Source organism: Herbidospora daliensis (assembly GCF_001570585.1).
GTDB lineage: Bacteria > Actinomycetota > Actinomycetes > Streptosporangiales > Streptosporangiaceae > Herbidospora > Herbidospora daliensis.
Genome location: NZ_BBXF01000003.1, coordinates 699046 through 716364 on the forward strand (window position 1 = coordinate 699046; position 17319 = coordinate 716364).

Genomic DNA, 17319 nt, shown 5'->3' on the forward strand with positions numbered 1-17319 from the left:
CGACCCGTGAGACCACTCCTGCGCCGTCTGGTCGCGCTGACCATGAGCGCGCTTCTGCTGGTGACGCTGGTGCCGGCCTCGGCGAACGCCGACAACCCGATCGTGCAGACGATCTACACCGCCGACCCCGCGCCGCTCGTCCACAACGGCCGCGTGTACCTCTACACCGGTCACGACGAGGACGGCTCCACCTACTTCACGATGCGCGACTGGCGCGTCTACTCCTCCTCCGACATGGCCAACTGGACCGACCACGGCTCCCCCATGAGCCTGTCGACCTTCTCGTGGGCCGACGCCAACGCGTGGGCCGGCCACGTCGCCTACCGCAACAACAAGTTCTACTGGTACGTCCCGGTCCGCCAGCGCTCCACCGGCCGCATGGTCATCGGCGTCGGCGTGTCGAACAGCCCCACCGGCCCCTTCACCGACGCCCTGGGCCGCCCCCTGGTCGACAACAACGAGATCGACCCCAACGTCTTCATCGACGACGACGGCCAGGCCTACCTCTACTGGGGCAACCCGCGCCTCGCGTACGTCCGCCTCAACACCGACATGATCAGCTACAGCGGCGGCATCAACTACATCTCCCTCACCGCCGCCGGGTTCGGCGCGCGCAGCGGCAACGCCCAGCGGCCGACCCTCTACGAAGAGGGCCCCTGGGTCTACAAGCGCAACGGCTTGTACTACAACGTGTTCGCCGCCGAATGCTGCGGGGAGTTCATCGCCTACTCCACGGCTCCCAGTGCCACCGGGCCGTGGACCTACCGGGGCACCATCATGCCCCGCCAGGGCGCGAGCTTCACCAACCACGCCGGCATCGTCGACTTCGCGGGCGGGTCGTACTTCTTCTACCACAACGGCGCCCTGCCGGGCGGCGGCGGCTTCACCCGCTCGGTGGCGGTGGAGAAGTTCACCTACAACTCCAACGGCACCATCCCGCAGTTCAACATGACCACCGCCGGTCCGCCTCAGGTCGGCACCCTCAACCCCTACACCCGCCAAGAAGCCGAGACCATCGCCTGGGCCACCGGGGTGGAGACCGAACCCGCCAGTGAGGGCGGCATGAACGTCGCCTACATCGAGAACGGCGACAACATCAAGATCAAGGGCGTCGCCTTCGGCACCGGCGCCTCCTCCTTCACCGCCCGGGTCGCCTCGGCCGCCGCCGGTGGACGCATCGAGGTCCGCCTCGGCTCGGCCACCGGCACTGTCGTCGGCACCTGCACCGTCCCCGGCACCGGCGGCTGGCAGACCTGGACCACCGTCACCTGCCCCGTCACCGGCGCGACCGGCACCCGTGACCTCTACCTGCGCTTCGCCGGCAACAGCGGCAACCTGTTCAACTTCAACTGGTGGCAGTTCACCGGCGGCGGCAGCGGCCCCACCGAACTGCTCACCAACGGCACGATGGAGAACGGCACCACCGGCTGGACGACCTCCGGCGGCACCCTGTCCTCCGCCACCCCCGCCTACGCGGGCAGCCGCTCCCTGCTCAACACCGGCCGCACCGCCGCCTGGCAGGGCCCCAACCAGAACGTCACCAGCCAGCTGACCAACGGCAAGAGCTACACCACGAGCGTCTGGGTCCGCTCGCAGAGCGGCACCCCCAGCGCGAAGGCGACCCTCGCCATCACCGCGAACGGCACGACCAGCTACTTGCAGCTCACCCCGACCGCGGCGATCAACACCGGCGGCTGGACCCGGCTGACCGGCACCACGACCGTCTCGTGGACCGGCACCCTCACCAACGCCTCCTTCTACGTCGAGACCACCGCCGGCACCGACGGCTTCTACATCGACGACGCCTCCTTCCAGTGACAGGAGCAGTGACATGTCCTTACGCAGAACACTGCTGACCGCGATCACCGTCGCGTCCCTCGTGCCTCTCGCCGCCGTGCTCACGCCCACCGCCGCCACCGCGGCGGCCACGGCCGGGTGCGGGCGGACCCCGACCCTCGCCAACGGCACCAACACGATCCAGAGCAGCGGCAAGACGCGCAGCTTCATCGTCCGCATCCCCAGTGGTTACGACAACCGGCGGCCCTACCGGCTGGTGTTCGGATTCCACTGGCGGGGCGGCACCGCCACCGACGTCGCCACCGGCCAGACCGTCCAGCGCGACGTCTGGTCCTACTACGGTCTCCAGCGCCTGGCCGGCGAGAGCACGATCTTCGTCGCGCCCCAGGGCATCGGGAACGGCTGGGCCAACTCGGGCGGCGAGGACGTGACCTTCGTCGACGACATGCTGCGCCGCATCGAGGGCGACCTGTGCGTGGAGACCACACAGCGCTTCGCCCTCGGCTTCAGCTACGGCGGTGCGATGAGCTTCTCCCTGGCCTGCTCCCGGCCGGACGTCTTCCGGGCGGTCGCCGTCTACTCCGGCGGGCGGCTCAGCGGATGCAGCGGCGGCACCCAGCCGATCGCCTACTTCGCCGCGCACGGTCTGCGTGACGGCGTTCTGAACATCTCGGGTGGACGCTCGATGCGGGACCAGTTCGTCCGCAACAACGGCTGCACCGCGCAGAATCCGCCCGAGCCCGCCCAAGGCAGCCTGACCCACCGCACAACCACTTACTCAGGCTGCGCGTCGGGCCGTCCCGTCACGTGGGCCGCCTTCGACGAGGGCCACATCGCGGCCCCGCAGGACGGAGCGAGCGGCGACAGCGGCTCCCGTACGTGGTTGCCCGCCGAGACCTGGCGCTTCTTCACCCAGTTCGGCGGCAGCGGTGGGAACCTGCTGACGAACGGTTCGATGGAGAACGGCGCCACCGGCTGGACGACCTCCGGCGGCACCCTGTCCTCCGCCACCCCCGCCTACGCGGGCAGCCGTTCCCTGCTCAACACCGGTCGTACCGCCGCCTGGCAGGGTCCGAACCAGAACGTCACCAGCCAGCTCACCAATGGCAAGAGCTACACCACCAGCGTCTGGGTCCGCTCGCAGAGCGGGACCCCCAGCGCGAAGGCGACTCTCGCCCTCACCGCGAACGGCACGACGAACTACCTCCAGCTCACCCCGGCCCAGGCGGTCAACACCGGCGGCTGGACCCGGCTGACCGGCACCACGACGGTCTCGTGGACCGGCACGCTCACCAACGCCTCCTTCTACGCCGAGACCGTCGCCGGCACCGACGGCTTCTACATCGACGACGCCTCCTTCCAGTGACAAGCACCGCCGGGCCCGCGAAGCGGCTTCGCGGGCCCGGCGGCCTCGAAAGGATCACCATGGAAGGAACCACGCCGTGAGGTCGTGCCGCGTAGGGGCCGCGGGCCGCGAACGTCCGTGTGTCATCAACCGTGAAGGGCGCGCGTTCGACCTGTCGCCGCTGACGGCGGACATCGACGGCGCCTTCTCCGCGGTCAGTGGGACAAGGGCAAGTCCTGCGGTACCGGCACCCCGGCAGGGGTGGCGACGGGCCGGGGCGCCCAGGCCTGTCTGCGTGCGGGGACGTGGCCGAGGTGGAGATCGAGGGTCTGGGACGTCAGCGTCAGTGGGTGGGACAGGCGTGACGTGCCGTGTCGATCACGGTCTGCATCTCGGTGGCGGCGAGCTGGGCGGCGTCCAGGCCCATGGCGGCGAAGGCGCCGGAGATCTCCAGGGAGACCAGCCCGTGGAGGCGCGACCAGCACAGCACGCCCAGACGCAGGGCCAGCGGGCTCATGCCGGGGGGCGCGCCGATGGCCTGACCCCATCTCACCAGCGATTCGTCGAGCGGGGTCGTGGTGTGCGGGGTCGGCTCGGCGATCTCCTGGAGGGCGGCGAGCAGTTGCAACATGCCCTGGTTGACTCCCGCGACGCCCTCGGGGGTGTCCTGTGCGGTGGCCGAGCGGTCGGAGAAGAGCATCGCGTAGCGGCGGGGATGGGTGAGGGCCCATCGCCGCCACGCCTGGGCGATGCGGGCGATCCGGGCCGGGGCGTCGAGAGGAGGTTCGGTGCGGGCGGCGGCGGCCGTGGTGGAGCCGAGGTCGGCGTAGGCGTCGACGACCAGGGCTTCCAGCAGCGCCTCGCGTGAGGGGAAGTAGCGGTAGAGCGCCGGCGGGCTCATGCCCATGGCCTTGCCGACCGAGGCGATCGAGACGTCGGTGACGCCGCCGGCGTCGAGGAGTTCGAAGGATCGCTCCTTGATCTCCTTGATCGTCTGCTGCCGCACCCGCTCGCGTCGGCTCGGGTTCTCGGTCACGGACACGGGCTCAGTGTAGCCACTTTACGATCGCTACGATCAGACACTAAAGTTAATGGTCGTAACGAAAACTACTTGGCATCACTCACGCAAGGAGCCCTCATGGCCATCGGAAAAGACCCCGCCCCCTGGGCCGACCGCACCGGACGCGTCATCATGGCCGTCAACGCCGTCGCCACGCTCGCCGCGTTCGCGGGCGGGCTGTTCATCACCGCCGAGGTCGCCGACGAGCGAGTCATCACCGAGGCCTGGCGCACGCTCGCCTACATCGTCTTCGCCGGCATCTGGGCGATCCTCGCCGTCGCACCCCGCCGCCAGTGGGGCTTATGGGAGCTGCTGCTCTTCCAGAAGGGAGGGATCACGATCTACAGCTTCGTCATGTGGCACCTGCCCGACGCGCCCCGGACCGCGTTCATCGACCTCGCCGTCACCGTCACCACGCTCATCGCCTACGTGCTGTGCCGGGGCTGGAGCAGCTGGCGGACCGGCGCCGCCGTGTCGACCGCATAACTCAAGACCGTCCACCGCTACCGCCCGCGCCTGCGCCGCGTGGGCGGTTTTCGGCGTTGCCAAATTCACAAAACAGACATCAATCCCATGTCTAATCCCATGCTGCACGTTTCTGATCCCGATAAGTCTGTTATGTACTCCGACTATTGCTTGATTAATCCCATGTTTGTAGCCTGGCGGTGTCACCGGCCGGAAAACCACGGGTCGATCGCCAGGTGATCGGCGCACCGACGGTCACGGGGGCTGCGGTCGACGTCGCGCCCGGCTCGGCGCTCACCCACTGGACGATCACTGCGGCCCACCCGCGCCGCACGGAGTCTGAAGGGACATTCGATGTCCGATTCCCCGTATCACTTAAGCCGCCGGAGCGTTCTGGCCGCCGCCGTTGCCACCACGGCGGCGACCCTGCTCAAAGCCGGCCCCGCCTGGGCCACCGAAGGCCCGCAGAGTTACTCGCCGACCTGGGCGTCGGTCGACCAGCACCCGCCCGCCGCCGAATGGTTCCAGGACGCCAAATTCGGCATCTACTACCACTGGGGCGTCTTCAGCGTCCCGGCCTTCGCCAACGAGTGGTACCCGCGCAACATGTACAACAACGGCTCCGGCGAGAACAACCACCACCGCGCCACCTACGGCGAACCGGCGGCCTGGCCGTACCACAACTTCATCAACGGAGCCCGCGACAGAGCCGGCAACTGGGTGCAGTTCGCGCCCCGGCTGCGCTCAGCCGGAGGCAACTTCGACCCCGAGGAGTGGGCACAGCTGTTCGTGGACGCCGGCGCGAAGTTCGCCGGCCCGGTGGCCGAGCACCACGACGGCTACTCGATGTGGAACAGCAGCGTCAACGAGTGGAACTCCGTCGCCACCGGCCCCCGCCTGGACCTGCTGCGGCTGCACGCCGACGCCATCCGGGCCAAGGGGATGAAGCTCCTGGTCGCGATGCACCACGCCTTCAACTTCACCGGCTTCTACCAGTGGGCGCCCCAGCAGTCGGCCACCTCGCTGCGCAAGCTCTACGGCCAGCTCGACCGCGCCACCGAAGAGGTGCTCTGGTACGACAAGCTCAAGGAGATCATCGACGGCTACCAGCCCGACATCATCTGGCAGGACTTCGACCTCAGCCGCATCGCCGAGTCGCACCGGCTGAACTTCCTGTCCTACTACTACAACCGCGCGGTCGCCTGGAACCGCGACGTCGTCGCGACGTACAAGGACGGCTTCAACACCCGCGGCGAGGTCTACGACTTCGAACGCGGCGGCCCCGCCGGGATCCAGACGCCGTACTGGCTGACCGACGACAGCGTCTCCAGCTCCAGCTGGAGCTACACCAACGGCCTGGGCTACTACGCCTTCCGCGCCGTCCTGCACGCGCTGATCGACCGGGTCAGCAAGAACGGCAACATGCTGCTCAACATCGCCCCCATGGCCGACGGCACGATCCCCTCCGCGCAGCGCACCCTGCTGCTGAACATCGGCGACTACCTGCGCCGGTTCGGCGAGTCCATCTACTCCACCCGCGCCTGGGCGGCCTTCGGCGAAGGACCCACCCAGATGGGCGGCGGCACCTTCCAGGCGCCGCGGGAGGGCACCAGCGCTGACATCCGGTTCACCCGCAGCAAGGACAACCGTGTCCTGTACGCCACCGTGCTGGGGTGGCCCGGCAGCCAGCTGCACATCTCGACGCTTGGCTCCAACCGCATCAACCTGGGCTCGCTCACCTCCGTCCAGCTCCTCGGCTCGAACGCGGGCTCCTACGTCAACCTGCCCACCCGGAACCAGGACGGCAGCGGCCTGCACATCACCATGCCCTCCTCGTCCGCGCCGTTCTCCGCCCCCGCCTACGTCGTCAAGCTCACGTTCTCGGGCACGATCCCGCAGCTGGGCTCGGGTCCGACGCCGACCGGCTGGGTGCGGATCAGCAACGCCGCCAACGGACTGGTCCTGGACAGCGGCGGCAACGTCGCCTCCGGCTCGAACCTCAAGCAGTGGACGTCCGACGGCTCCACCAACCTCCAGTGGCAGCTCGTCGACCTCGGCAGCGGCTGGTACCGCATCGTCAACCGCACCAACGGAATGGTCATCGACAGCTGGGGCGCCGCCAGCGGCACCTTCTGCCGGCAGGCCGCCTGGAACGGCAACAACAACCAGCAGTGGCGGCTCAGCAGCCTGAGCAACGGGCGCTACCAGATCATCAACCGCGGCAACGGGCTCGCGCTGGACAGCGGGGGCGACACCACGGTCGGCTCCTCGGTGAAGCTGTGGACACCGGTCTCCAGCCCCAATCTCGAATGGACCATCACCAGCGTCTGATCACCAACACCTCGTGGAGGCTCGATGAAAGCCCGCAGGACGATGGCGACGGCGCTGAGTCTGTCGCTGTTCATCAGCACCTTGATCTCCCTGGTCGCCCTCACCGCCGCCGCCCCGAGCGCGGTGGCCGCCGACTCGCGCAATCACCTGAACTTCAACCGAGGCTGGAAGTTCCTCCGCAAGGACGTCTCCAGCGCGTCGAACGTCGGTTTCAACGACGCCTCCTGGGTCGGCGTGGGCCTGCCGCACAGCTTCGACGCCCCTTACGACGTCGGCGGATCCAGCGGCGGCGACTCCTTCTACGTCGGGCCCGGCTGGTATCGGAAGACCTTCGACGTCCCGGCGGAATGGGGCCAGAAGACCGTCGAGATCGAGTTCGAGGGCGCGGCCAACGTCGCCGACGTCTGGGTGAACGGCACGAAGGTCGGCACCCACCGAGGCGGATTCACCGGTTTCACCTTCGACATCGGCAGACTGCTCAGGACCGGCTCGAACCTCATCGCCGTCAGGGTCGACAACGGGTGGAAGGCCGACCTGGCGCCCCGGACCGGCGACCACCAGTTCATGGGCGGGCTCTACCGTGACGTGTTCCTCAACGTCACCGACAAGGTCCACGTCGCGTGGTACGGCACGTTCGTCACGACGCCGGCCCTGACCAACCCGATCTGGGACACGAGCAACGCGGCGTACTACCGGAACATTGACCTCAGCCAGTATCCGAGCACGTCGGCGTTGCAGGCCAACCTCGACGCGAGGCGGTCCAACGTCCGGGTCCAGACCGAGGTCCGCAACGACCGGACCACCTCCGCGAGCGTGCTGGTCCGGCACGTCGTGACCAGGAAGGGCGCCACCACGGCGCTCGCCACGTTCAGCTCCGCCACGCGGACTCTGGCGGCCGGCCAGACCGCGACGATCGACGCCGTCAGCGGCGGGCTCGGCGACACGAGCGCGATGGTGCAGAACCTCAGCCTGTGGGCGCCCGACAACCCCGCGCTCTACACCGTGACGACCTCCGTGCTCGTCGACGGCGCGCAGGTCGACGACTACCAGACCGTCTTCGGTTTCCGCAGCGCCCAGTGGAAGGTCGACGGCTTCTACCTCAACGGCCGCAAGACCCTGCTCATCGGCGCGAACGCCCACCAGGACCACGGCGGCTGGGGCAACGCGGTGACCAACGCCGGGCTGCGCCGCGACGTGGAGATGATCCGCGAGGCCGGGATGAACTTCATCCGCGGTTCGCACTACCCGCACGACCCGGCCTACTCCGAGGCGACCGACGAACTCGGCGTCATGATGTGGGCCGAGAGCGACTACTGGCACACCGCGACCGCGGGCCGAGAGGGTTCCCCGGTCGGCAGCGCGACCGACTACCTGAAGGACGGCTACCCGCAGAACTCCTCCGACCAGTCGGCCTTCGAGCAGAGCGCGCTCGACCACCTCGGCGCGATGATCCGGATGGAGCGCAACCGTCCGTCGATCATCAACTGGTCGATGGGCAATGAGGCGTTCTTCACCGCGTCGGGCACCATGTCGAAGGCCAAGGCGCTGGTCAGCAAGATGCGCGACCACGCCCACCTGCTCGACCCGACCCGCAAGGCGGCGATGGGCGGCGTGCAGCGCAACGCCTTCGACCAGCTGTCGATCGCCGACATCGCCGGCTACAACGGCGACGGCGGCAAGATGACCAACACGTGGATGCCCAACATCGTCAGCGAGTACGGGTCCTACACCTCCGACCGGCCGGGCCTGTACGCGCCGACGTTCGGCGACATCGCCGATCCGTCCAACTCCTCGCGGTACCGGCTGACGACGGGCAGCGCCGGTCTGGCCATCTGGGCCGGCTTCGACCACGGCACGGTCTTCGGCGCCAGCCTGGCGCGGATGGGGATGGTCGACTACTACCGGCTGCCCAAGGCGCAGTGGTACTGGTACCGGGCCAACAAGTCCCTGTGGACGGGCCTGACGCCGGTCAACGACTCCAGGGTGGTGGCGCGGGAACAGTCGGTGTCCGGTACGGCCACGAAGATGTCGCTCGCCGTCTCCAAGTACGGCGGCACGACGATCGCCAACGACGGCGCACGAGACACGCAGCTGGTCGTGACGATGCTCAACGCCTCCAACCAGTGGGTGAACCAGACCAGGCAGGTCACGCTCACCGTCACCAGCGGTCCCGGCGGGTTCCCGGGCGGGAAGACGTACACGTTCGTACCCGGCCGGCAGATGTTCGACGGCAGGGCCGCGATCGAGTTCCGCTCCTACTTCGCCGGCACGACCACCATCACCGCGAGCTCGTCGGGGCTCCCCGACGCGACCCTGCAGATCACCACCTCCGACACGGTCGGCGCCGGGTCGGAGACGGAACCGCCGTACTTCGGTGACTCCAGCCGGTGGGGCGAGGCGATCTCGACGGTGGGCCCGCCCGTCGCGTACACGACCGACAACCAGGCGGTCGCACACCCGATGGACGCCACGTCGGAGCTGAGCGGGCGCGGCAAGGCGCTGGCGGCGGACGGCGACCCGTCGACGTCGTGGGCCGCCGGGGCGACCGGCGCGAACCAGAGCGTCACGGTGTTCCTGGAGCAGGCGCGGCACCTCTACAAGGTCGCGGTCGCCTTCCCCGACGGAGCCCTGCCGTACACCGTGTCGGTGCGGGGCGCGGACGGGACGTGGACCGACGTGGTCCGCCACACCTCCGCCACCGTCGCCGCCCGTCCGGTCGAGGACTCCCTCGACGGCGTGTACGCCGAGTACGTCCGCGTCTCCTTCCCCGACCTCGGCTCCGGCCAGCGAGCGGCGGTCAGCGAGCTGACGGTCCTCGGCAACCTGGCGATCTCGCCGCGTTACGCCGCCGACGGCGCCTACCTGTCCGACGTCGTCGACTTCTCCGGCGGCGTGACGACGGGCTCGGGAAGCAAGGGCAAGGACCAGACGAGCACCGGCGGCAGGCTCACTCTCGGCGGTGTCTCCTACGACAAGGGCATCGGACTTCAGGGCGCGAGCTCGGTCACGTACACCACCTCGGGCCGGTACTCCCGGATCGTCGGTGTGGCCGGTATCGACGACGCGGTGACGGGCGGCGACGCGACCTTCCTGATCTACGCCGACGACCAGCTCGTCTACACCAGGAGGATGTCGTCGTCGACCGTGCTGAGAGAGCCGTTCGACCTGTCGATCAGCGGCGCGACGAGGATCCGGCTGGTGACGGACGCCAACGGATCGTCTGCCAACGACTACGTCGACTGGGCGGACGTGCGGCTCATCGGGGCCGTGCGCGATCTCAGCAGGGCGGGGACGGGCCTGGTGACCACGTTCGCCGGCCTGACCGACCAGTTGCAGGCCGGGACGCCCTATCGGGCCGGCGTGACGGTGGCGAACACCGGAGGCTCCGCGCGCAGTGTTCGGGCCGGCATCACGCTCTACGACTCCCAGGGGGCCGTGGTCGACAGCCGGGTGAGCCAGGTGTCGGTCCCGGCCGGCGGCCGGGCCACCATCAACCTCACCCTGTCGATGCCGAACTCCATCGCCGGCCGGTACGCGACGGTCGTCGTCTCTGATCCCAGCACCCTCGCCGCCCTGTCGGCGGCGGCGTGGCTGGGGCCGGACCCGGCGAGGTTGACGTACACCCCGCCCGACGTCCCGACCTGGACCGCGAAGGTGGACGGCGAGAGTTCCTCGATCGTCAAAACGGGGTCGTGGGCTCGGTGGGACACCAGCGCTGCCTACCAGGGCACCGAGACCTTCGTGAACACCTCGGGCGCGACGATGTCGTACACCTTCACCGGCGCGTACGCGCGGATCGGAGCCAAGTTCGACGGCAGCCAGCACGGATTCACCGTCTACGTCGACGGCACCCAGGTGGCGACGGTCTCGACCCAGGTCGGCGACGGTAGCAACACCTACCGCGTCGCCTGGACCTCCAACCGGCTGACGACGGGCCAGCACACGATCCGCATCGTCACGACCGGAAAGGCCGGCATCGACTACTTCGAATCGGGAGTCGCGGCCTCGACCTAGCCGAAACGGGTGTCAGGGGGAGGCGGTGAACAGGTCAGCCTGGACGGGTGGTGCCGCGCACCACGAGGCTGGTCGGCATCACCTCCTCCTGCACGGGAGTGTCGGAGTCGGCCAGACGGCGCAGGAGGGCGCGGGTCGCCTGGGCTCCCAGTTCCTCCAGCGGCTGTTCCACAGTCGTGAGGTCCATCAGGGCCGCCATGTCGTGACCGTCGAAGCCGACCAGGGAGATGTCCCATCCCGGCCGCAGGCCGGCGGCCCGCATGGCGCTGATGGCGCCGAAGGCCATCTCGTCAGACATCGCGAACACCGCCGTGGGGGGTTTGCGCAGCGCCATGAGCTGGTTCATCGCCTTGACCCCGCCTTCGACGGTGAAGTTGCCCGGAACCTCCAGGAGCCGCAACGAGCGGATGCCGGCCTCGTGCAGCGCGTCGACGTATCCGAGATAGCGGGGGTGCTCCAGGACCAGGGGGTTGCGGTGGTCGCGGCCGTAGATGAGGCCGATGCGGCGGTGGCCCAGTTCGATGAGGTGCTCGGTGGCCGTGCGGGCGCCGGCGCGGTCGTCGATGAGCAGGCTGGTGGCACGTTTCGCGCGGGTGCCGATCACCGCGACGGGCACGTGCAGGCGGGTGAGCCCCTTGACGTCGCGGCTGCCTCCGGCGACCGACATCACCAGGATCGCGTCGACCCTGCTGGCCAGCCGTTGCCAGTGCGGCTCGGGATGCGGGTCGCTGGGGTCGCCGAGGGCGTGCACGAGCATGTCCATGCCGCTGGGGCGGAGTTCCCGTTCGATGCCGCTCATCATGCGGCCGAACGACCACCGTCCGACCGACGGCAGCACGATGCCGATCGTGTTGGTACGGCCGGTGGACAACGCGGCGGCGGCCGAGCTGCCGATGTAGTTCATGCGGTCGGCGACGTCGAGGATGTGCCGGCGGGTCTCCGGTTTGACGAGGTCGAGTCCGCGCAGGGCACGGGACACCGTGGCGACGGACACGCCCGCCTCGTGCGCGATGTCGCGGACCGTCACACTCATCGATCTCCCACTCTCTGCGCGGTTCCCGACCACCATTGTGGCGTCAGTGCGGCGTCAGCCGGGAAGGGCTCGGCTCCGCTGCTCGCGTCCGGCCGCGCCGTAGGGCCAGTCGTTCACCGGCGGGGCGCTGGCCTCGTCCAGCCGGCGCAGGTGATCGTAGTCGAGCGTCACCCGCGCCGCGCCCAGGTTCTCGGTGAGCTGGGCGAGCGTGCGCGCCCCGAGGAGGACGGACGACACGACCTCACGCGCGGCCACCCAGGCGAGGGCGACCTGTGCCATGGTGGCGCCGATCTCGTCCGCGACGGCCTGCGTCTCGGCCAGGATCCGCCAGACCCGCGGGTCGGCCGCCCGGGGCGCGTACGCCTCGATGCCGCGGCCGGGGTCCTCGCCCAGGCGGGTGGCGCCGGTGGGCACGGCGTCGGGCCGGTACTTGCCGGAGAGCCAGCCGCCGCCCAGCGGAGACCAGGCCAGGACGCCCAGGCCGTTCTCCTGGCAGGCCGGGACGATCTCCCACTCGATGTCGCGGACGAGCAGGCTGTAGCTCGGCTGCAGGGCGACGAGCGGAGCCGTGCCCAGCCGCCGGGCGAGGTCGGCCGCCTTCTGCACCTGCCAGCCCAGGTAGTTCGAGACGCCCGCGTAGTCGACGCGTCCGCTGCGCACCGCGTCGTCGAGGAAGCCCAGGGTCTCCTCCAGCGGTGTCATCGGGTCCCACGAGTGCACCATGTACATGTCGACGTGGTCGCGTCCGAGGCGGCGGAGCGAGGCGTCCAGGGCCCGGCGCAGGTGGCGGCGGGAGGCGCCCTCCGCGGCGAACACGCCGGTGGCGGGGAAGCGGCCCTTGGTGACGACGACCATCTGGTCGGTCAGGTCGGAAGGCCGGGTGGCCAGCCACTTCCCGACGATGGTCTCGGCCGCGCCGGCGCCGTAGACGTCGGCGCAGTCGATCAGCGTGCCGCCGTGTTCGGCGAAGTGGTCGAGCTGGGCCAGGGCCTCCGGCTCGCCGGTCTCGCCGCCGAACGTCATGGTGCCCAGGCCGAACCGGGAGACCACGCAACCGCTGGCGCCGAGGGTGGAGTACTGCATGTGGACGTCCTTCGGGGGAGAGGGGTCAGCGACCGGTGATCCGGTGGCGGTCGACGAGCCGGTTCATGACCTGGTCGAGGACCGGGTCGACGGTGCGCCGGGCGGGGTCGGCGTCGTGCCAGGCCACGATCTCCGCCGCGCCGCGCGCGAACGGGACGGCAGCCGCGAAGCCCGGCACCACCCGGCGCAGCTTGGCGTTGTCGAAGATCATGGTGTTGGCCTTGTCGCCGAGCAGGGCGGCGCCCCATTCCGGGTCCGCCGCCGCGATCGCGGTCGAGGGCACGTGCACCGGCCGGGGCCGCACGCCCGCGGCCCGCGCCATGACCTCGTAGATCTCGTTCCAGGTCAGGGCCTCGTCGGAGGTGATGTGATACGCCTCGCCGATCGTGTGCGGCAGGCCGAGCAAGCCCACGAAACCGCGGGCGAAGTCGCTGTGGTGGGTGAGGGTCCACAGGGAGGTGCCGTCGCCGGGCACCACGACCTCCGCGCCGCGGCGCATGCGGTCCATGACGGTCCAGCCGCCGTCGAACGGAGTCATGGTGGGGTCGTAGGTGTGCGACGGGCGCACGATCGTGACCGGGAAGTCGTCGTCCCGGTACGCCGCCATCAGCACGTCCTCGCAGGCGATCTTCGCCCGCGAGTAGGCCCAGTACGGGTTCTTGAGCGGCGTCGACTCGGTGACGGGCATCCGGGCGGGCGGCGTCTGGTAGGCCGAGGCCGAGCTGACGAAGACGTACTGCCCGGTGGCGCCGGTGAACAGGTCGACGTCGCGGCGCACCTGGTCGGGGGTGAAGCCGAGGAAGTTGACGACGACGTCGAAGGACTCGCCGCCGAGCGCCGTGCGCAGCGCGGCGGTGTCCCGCACGTCGCACCGGACCAGGCGGGCCCCGGGCACCGGCCGGGCTGTCGACCGGGCCCGGTTGACCAACGTCACCTCGTGTCCCTGCGCCAGCGTGAGCCGGGCGCAGGAGGCGCTGATGATTCCGGTGCCCCCGATGTAAAGGATCTTCACTGCTGCCTTTCCTTGGTCCTTGGAGTTGTCAGCCCTTGACGCCACCGGCGGTCAGCCCGCTGATGATCCGGCGCTGGAAGAGCAGGACGAGGATGACCAGGGGAACGGTGACCACGACCCCGGCGGCCATCTGGGTCCCGAACGGCTGGTCGAACTGCGAGACCCCGGTGAACTTGGCGATCGCCACGGTCACGGGCTGGACGTCCGGCGTCTGGGACATCGAGTTGGCGACCATGAATTCGTTCCAGGCGGAGATGAACACCAGGATCGCCGTCGTGAACACCCCCGGCACGGACAGCGGCAGGATGACGTGCCGGAAGGCCTGCGACGGTGTCGCTCCGTCGGTCCGGGCCGCCGCCTCCAGCTCCCACGGCATGGCGGCGAAGAAGGTGGTCAGCACCCACACGCCCAGAGGCAGGCTGAACCCGACATCCGGGATGATCATACTCTGGTAGGTGTTGATCCATCCCCAGTCCGCGAACAGCTGGAACACCGGCGAGAGGATCGCGACGCCCGGGAACATCGACATCGCCAGGAAGAAGCCGAGCACCAGGTTCCGCCCGCGGAACTTCAGGCGGGCCAGCGCGTACGCGGCGAAGACGCCGATCACCATGGAGATCACCGTCACGCTCGCGCTGATGACGAGGCTGTTGCGCAGGGCCAGGGTGAAATCGCTCCCCGAACCGAAGACCGCGGCGTAGTTCACCAGTGACGGGTTGGCCGGCAGCAGCCGGTTGTCGAAGATCTCCGCGGGCGGCTTCAGGCTGGAGACGACCATCCACCCGAACGGAGCGAGGCAGAACACCAGGACCAGCCCGTTCGCGAGCAACAGGCCGGCGGTCCCGCCCCACCTGCGGACCTCGTGCGCGGTCGTGCTCATGTCCGGTCCCTTCCGAGGGCGCCGGCGCCCAGCAGCCGTACGAACAGGAACGCCGTGACGAAGATGAGGAGGAAGGTCAGGGTGGAGAGGGCTCCGCCGTACCCCGGTTTGAGGTCTCCCAGGCTGGCCCGCACCACCAGGATCGACAGGGTCGTGGTGTCGTTGGCGCCGTTGGTGAGGATGGCGGGCAGGTCGTACAGGCGCAGGGCGTCCAGCATCCGGAACAGTACGGCGACGACGAGCGCCGGCTTGACCAGCGGGAGCGTGATGTGGCGGAAGCGGTGGAGGACACCCGCGCCGTCGATGCGCGCGGCCTCGTAGACCTCCTTGGGGATGATCTGGAGCCCGGCCAGGATGAGCAGCGCGACGAACGGGGCCGTCTTCCAGGTGTCCGCGAAGACGATCGCGAACTTCGAGGGCCATTCGGCGCCCGTCCAGGTGACGTCGGCGCCGAACAGATGGTTGACGATGCCGCGCGGGTCGAAGGCCCAGCGCCAGAGCACGGCCGCGACGGCGGTGGGGATCGCCCACGGCACCAGGACGCTCGCGCGCAGCAGGCCCCGGCCGCGGAAGCTCCGGTGCATGATCGCCGCCATGCCCAGGCCGATGAGCACCTCCAGGACCACGGTGACGACGGTGAACAGGAAGGTGACCCGGAACGCGGCCCAGAAGTCGGCGCCGCCCGCGCCCCACAGGGCCCTGGCGTAGTTGTCGAACCCGATGAAGGCCGCTGGTCCCATCGGCCGGTCGTCGAAGAAGGACCCGTACACGGCCCTGAGCACGGGATAGGCGATGACCAGCAGGAGCACCGCCACCGACGGCAGCAGCAGCCGGAAGGCGAGCCGCTCGGGCCCCATGAGCCGGGGTCGCACGGCGCTCGGTCGTGTCGTGTTCATGATGAGCGGCTCACCGACCGGCTACTGCGCGATCGCGGCCGAGAGCTGGGAGGCCATGTCCGTGATGGCCTGGTCCACACTCTTGCCGCCCTGCAACGCCGCGTACGCGTTGGTCTGCACCGCCAGCGTGACCGCGTTGTAGTCGGCGGTGCGCGGGCGCGGGGTCGCCGTGGTCAGCGACTGCTTCAGCGTCGGCAGGTACGGCGACTGCGCGATCAGTTCCGGATCGTCGTAGAGGGCGGCGCGCACCGAGGCCTGGTTCATCTTGGCGACCACGAAGCGCTGGGTCTCCTCGGACTGCATGAACGCGATCCAGTCCTTCGCGGTCTCCTTGTGCTTGGAGAAGGCGGACACGACCAGGTCGATGCCGCCCAGCGAGGAGGACCCGGGGCCGTTGACCCCGGGCAGCAGCGCGGTGCCGAACTTGTCCTTCACCGCCGAGTCCGCCGCGCCCGCGGAGGTGTAGACGTACGGCCAGTTCCGCAGGAACATCAACCGGCCCTCGACGAAGGCCCGGCGGCTCTCCTCCTCCTTGTACGTGATCGCGTCCTTGCTGATCTTGCCGTTCTTCATGGCGTCGACCAGGGTCTGCAGACCGGCGCGGGCCTCGGGGGAGTCGACGGCGACGGTCTTGCCGTCGTCGCTGAGGAACGCGCCGCCCGCGCCGTTGACGGCCTCGGCCGCGTTGACCGTCAGGCCCTCGTACTGGGCGAACTGGCCTGCGTAACAGGACATCTCCGGCGTGAGGTGCTCGTCGCAGGCGGCCCACATCTCCGCCCACGTGGTGGGCGGCTCGGGGACCAGGTCCTTGCGGTAGAAGAGCAGGGCGGCGTTGGTGATGAAGGGCGCGCCGTAGAGCTTGCCGTCGTATTCGGCGGTCTGCACCGCTGTGGGCAGGATGTCCGGGCCGCCGAGTGCGGCCTTGTCCAGCGGTTCCAGCCAGCCCCGTGAGGCGAACTCCGACGTCCAGACCACGTCGGACCACAACACGTCGTAGGCCGAGCTCTTGGCCTGGAAGTTCTGGACGAAGGACGCGCGCTGGTCGTCGGGGGAGGCCGACAGCTCCAGCATCTTCACGGTCTCTTGCGGGTGCGCCTCGTTCCACTTGGCGAGGAGCGTGTTCATCTCGGCGGTGAAGTCCTTGCCGGACGCGAAGACGATCGGTCCCCGGCCGGGGCCCAGGCCGCTGTCGTCCGAGGCGGCCGGCGTGCCGCCGCCGCACGCGGACAGCAACATCGTCAGGATTCCCGCGCTCGCGCACGCCGCGAGCCGTGTCTTCCGGAACGTCATGGTGTCCCTCCACAGGGAACGAGGGGGATGGGGGGAAGCGGGCCGGTGGCGTTTCGCCTGAGGGGTGTGCACCGCGAGGACCGCTGGGAACAGGACCGTATGCAGCAATGTAA

General features: G+C 69.3%; 12 protein-coding genes. 5 read left to right on the top strand and 7 right to left on the bottom strand.

The features are described 5' to 3' along the window. The first annotated feature begins 6 nt into the window (after nt 1-6). Together AW274_RS18345 and AW274_RS42030 are read left to right on the top strand one after the other, a co-directional pair. Nucleotides 7-1818, top strand: coding sequence for a family 43 glycosylhydrolase (locus AW274_RS18345; RefSeq protein ID WP_232320172.1), 1812 nt, complete (start codon nt 7-9; stop codon nt 1816-1818). A gap of 13 nt (nt 1819-1831) precedes the next feature. Beyond that, complete coding sequence (locus AW274_RS42030) at nt 1832-3163, top strand: carbohydrate binding domain-containing protein (protein WP_083974447.1); 1332 nt, start codon at nt 1832-1834, stop codon at nt 3161-3163. A 322-nt stretch (nt 3164-3485) separates the two neighbouring features. Here the strand turns inward: AW274_RS42030 and AW274_RS18355 are convergent, their stop codons facing one another. Beyond that, a complete protein-coding gene (locus tag AW274_RS18355; protein ID WP_062433559.1) occupies nt 3486-4184 on the bottom strand; it encodes a TetR/AcrR family transcriptional regulator in 699 nt (232 codons plus the stop codon). Nucleotides 4185-4280: 96 nt separating this feature from the next. On the opposite strand from AW274_RS18355, the gene AW274_RS18360 reads away from it, so the two are divergent. The 3 genes from AW274_RS18360 (at nt 4281) to AW274_RS18370 (ending at nt 11012) form a co-directional block, all read left to right on the top strand. Then, nucleotides 4281-4688: a hypothetical protein gene (locus AW274_RS18360; RefSeq protein WP_063813424.1), complete on the top strand. Its 408-nt coding sequence runs from the start codon at nt 4281-4283 to the stop codon at nt 4686-4688. A 333-nt stretch (nt 4689-5021) separates the two neighbouring features. Beyond that, the gene (locus AW274_RS42035) at nt 5022-6998 is read left to right on the top strand and encodes an alpha-L-fucosidase (RefSeq protein WP_062433561.1); all 1977 of its coding nucleotides are present in this window, start codon (nt 5022-5024) and stop codon (nt 6996-6998) included. Between the two features lie 24 nt (nt 6999-7022). Continuing rightward, nucleotides 7023-11012: a glycoside hydrolase family 2 TIM barrel-domain containing protein gene (locus tag AW274_RS18370; protein ID WP_083974449.1), complete on the top strand. Its 3990-nt coding sequence runs from the start codon at nt 7023-7025 to the stop codon at nt 11010-11012. Nucleotides 11013-11046: 34 nt separating this feature from the next. On the opposite strand, the gene AW274_RS18375 is transcribed toward AW274_RS18370, so the two are convergent. From AW274_RS18375 to AW274_RS18400, 6 genes are read right to left on the bottom strand one after another with little or no spacing between them, the layout of a single operon-like run. Further along, on the bottom strand, nt 11047-12045 hold the full coding sequence (locus AW274_RS18375) for a LacI family DNA-binding transcriptional regulator (RefSeq protein ID WP_063813426.1): 999 nt from the start codon (nt 12043-12045) through the stop codon (nt 11047-11049). Between the two features lie 54 nt (nt 12046-12099). Continuing rightward, nucleotides 12100-13128 (bottom strand): aldo/keto reductase, encoded by a 1029-nt coding sequence (locus AW274_RS18380; RefSeq protein ID WP_062433568.1) that lies wholly within the window; start codon nt 13126-13128, stop codon nt 12100-12102. Between the two features lie 25 nt (nt 13129-13153). Further along, nucleotides 13154-14140, bottom strand: coding sequence for an SDR family oxidoreductase (locus tag AW274_RS18385; RefSeq protein WP_062433571.1), 987 nt, complete (start codon nt 14138-14140; stop codon nt 13154-13156). A 28-nt stretch (nt 14141-14168) separates the two neighbouring features. Then, nucleotides 14169-15020 (bottom strand): carbohydrate ABC transporter permease, encoded by an 852-nt coding sequence (locus tag AW274_RS18390; RefSeq protein ID WP_062433574.1) that lies wholly within the window; start codon nt 15018-15020, stop codon nt 14169-14171. Next, complete coding sequence (locus AW274_RS18395; protein ID WP_062433576.1) at nt 15017-15916, bottom strand: carbohydrate ABC transporter permease; 900 nt, start codon at nt 15914-15916, stop codon at nt 15017-15019. Before AW274_RS18395 ends, AW274_RS18390 begins: the two co-directional genes overlap by 4 nt. A gap of 21 nt (nt 15917-15937) precedes the next feature. Further along, entirely contained in the window at nt 15938-17206 is a 1269-nt protein-coding gene (locus AW274_RS18400) for an ABC transporter substrate-binding protein (protein WP_062433578.1), read from the bottom strand. Between the last annotated feature and the right edge of the window lie 113 nt (nt 17207-17319).

What these genes read in the sequence shown, in the direction of transcription:
- AW274_RS18395 (WP_062433576.1), bottom strand. Translation starts at nt 15,916, where the DNA reads ATGAACACGACACGACCGAGCGCCGTGCGACCCCGGCTCATGGGGCCC.
- AW274_RS18380 (WP_062433568.1), bottom strand. Translation starts at nt 13,128, where the DNA reads ATGCAGTACTCCACCCTCGGCGCCAGCGGTTGCGTGGTCTCCCGGTTC.
- AW274_RS18375 (WP_063813426.1), bottom strand. Translation starts at nt 12,045, where the DNA reads ATGAGTGTGACGGTCCGCGACATCGCGCACGAGGCGGGCGTGTCCGTC.
- AW274_RS18400 (WP_062433578.1), bottom strand. Translation starts at nt 17,206, where the DNA reads ATGACGTTCCGGAAGACACGGCTCGCGGCGTGCGCGAGCGCGGGAATC.
- AW274_RS42035 (WP_062433561.1), top strand. Translation starts at nt 5,022, where the DNA reads ATGTCCGATTCCCCGTATCACTTAAGCCGCCGGAGCGTTCTGGCCGCC.
- AW274_RS42030 (WP_083974447.1), top strand. Translation starts at nt 1,832, where the DNA reads ATGTCCTTACGCAGAACACTGCTGACCGCGATCACCGTCGCGTCCCTC.
- AW274_RS18370 (WP_083974449.1), top strand. Translation starts at nt 7,023, where the DNA reads ATGAAAGCCCGCAGGACGATGGCGACGGCGCTGAGTCTGTCGCTGTTC.
- AW274_RS18360 (WP_063813424.1), top strand. Translation starts at nt 4,281, where the DNA reads ATGGCCATCGGAAAAGACCCCGCCCCCTGGGCCGACCGCACCGGACGC.
- AW274_RS18390 (WP_062433574.1), bottom strand. Translation starts at nt 15,020, where the DNA reads ATGAGCACGACCGCGCACGAGGTCCGCAGGTGGGGCGGGACCGCCGGC.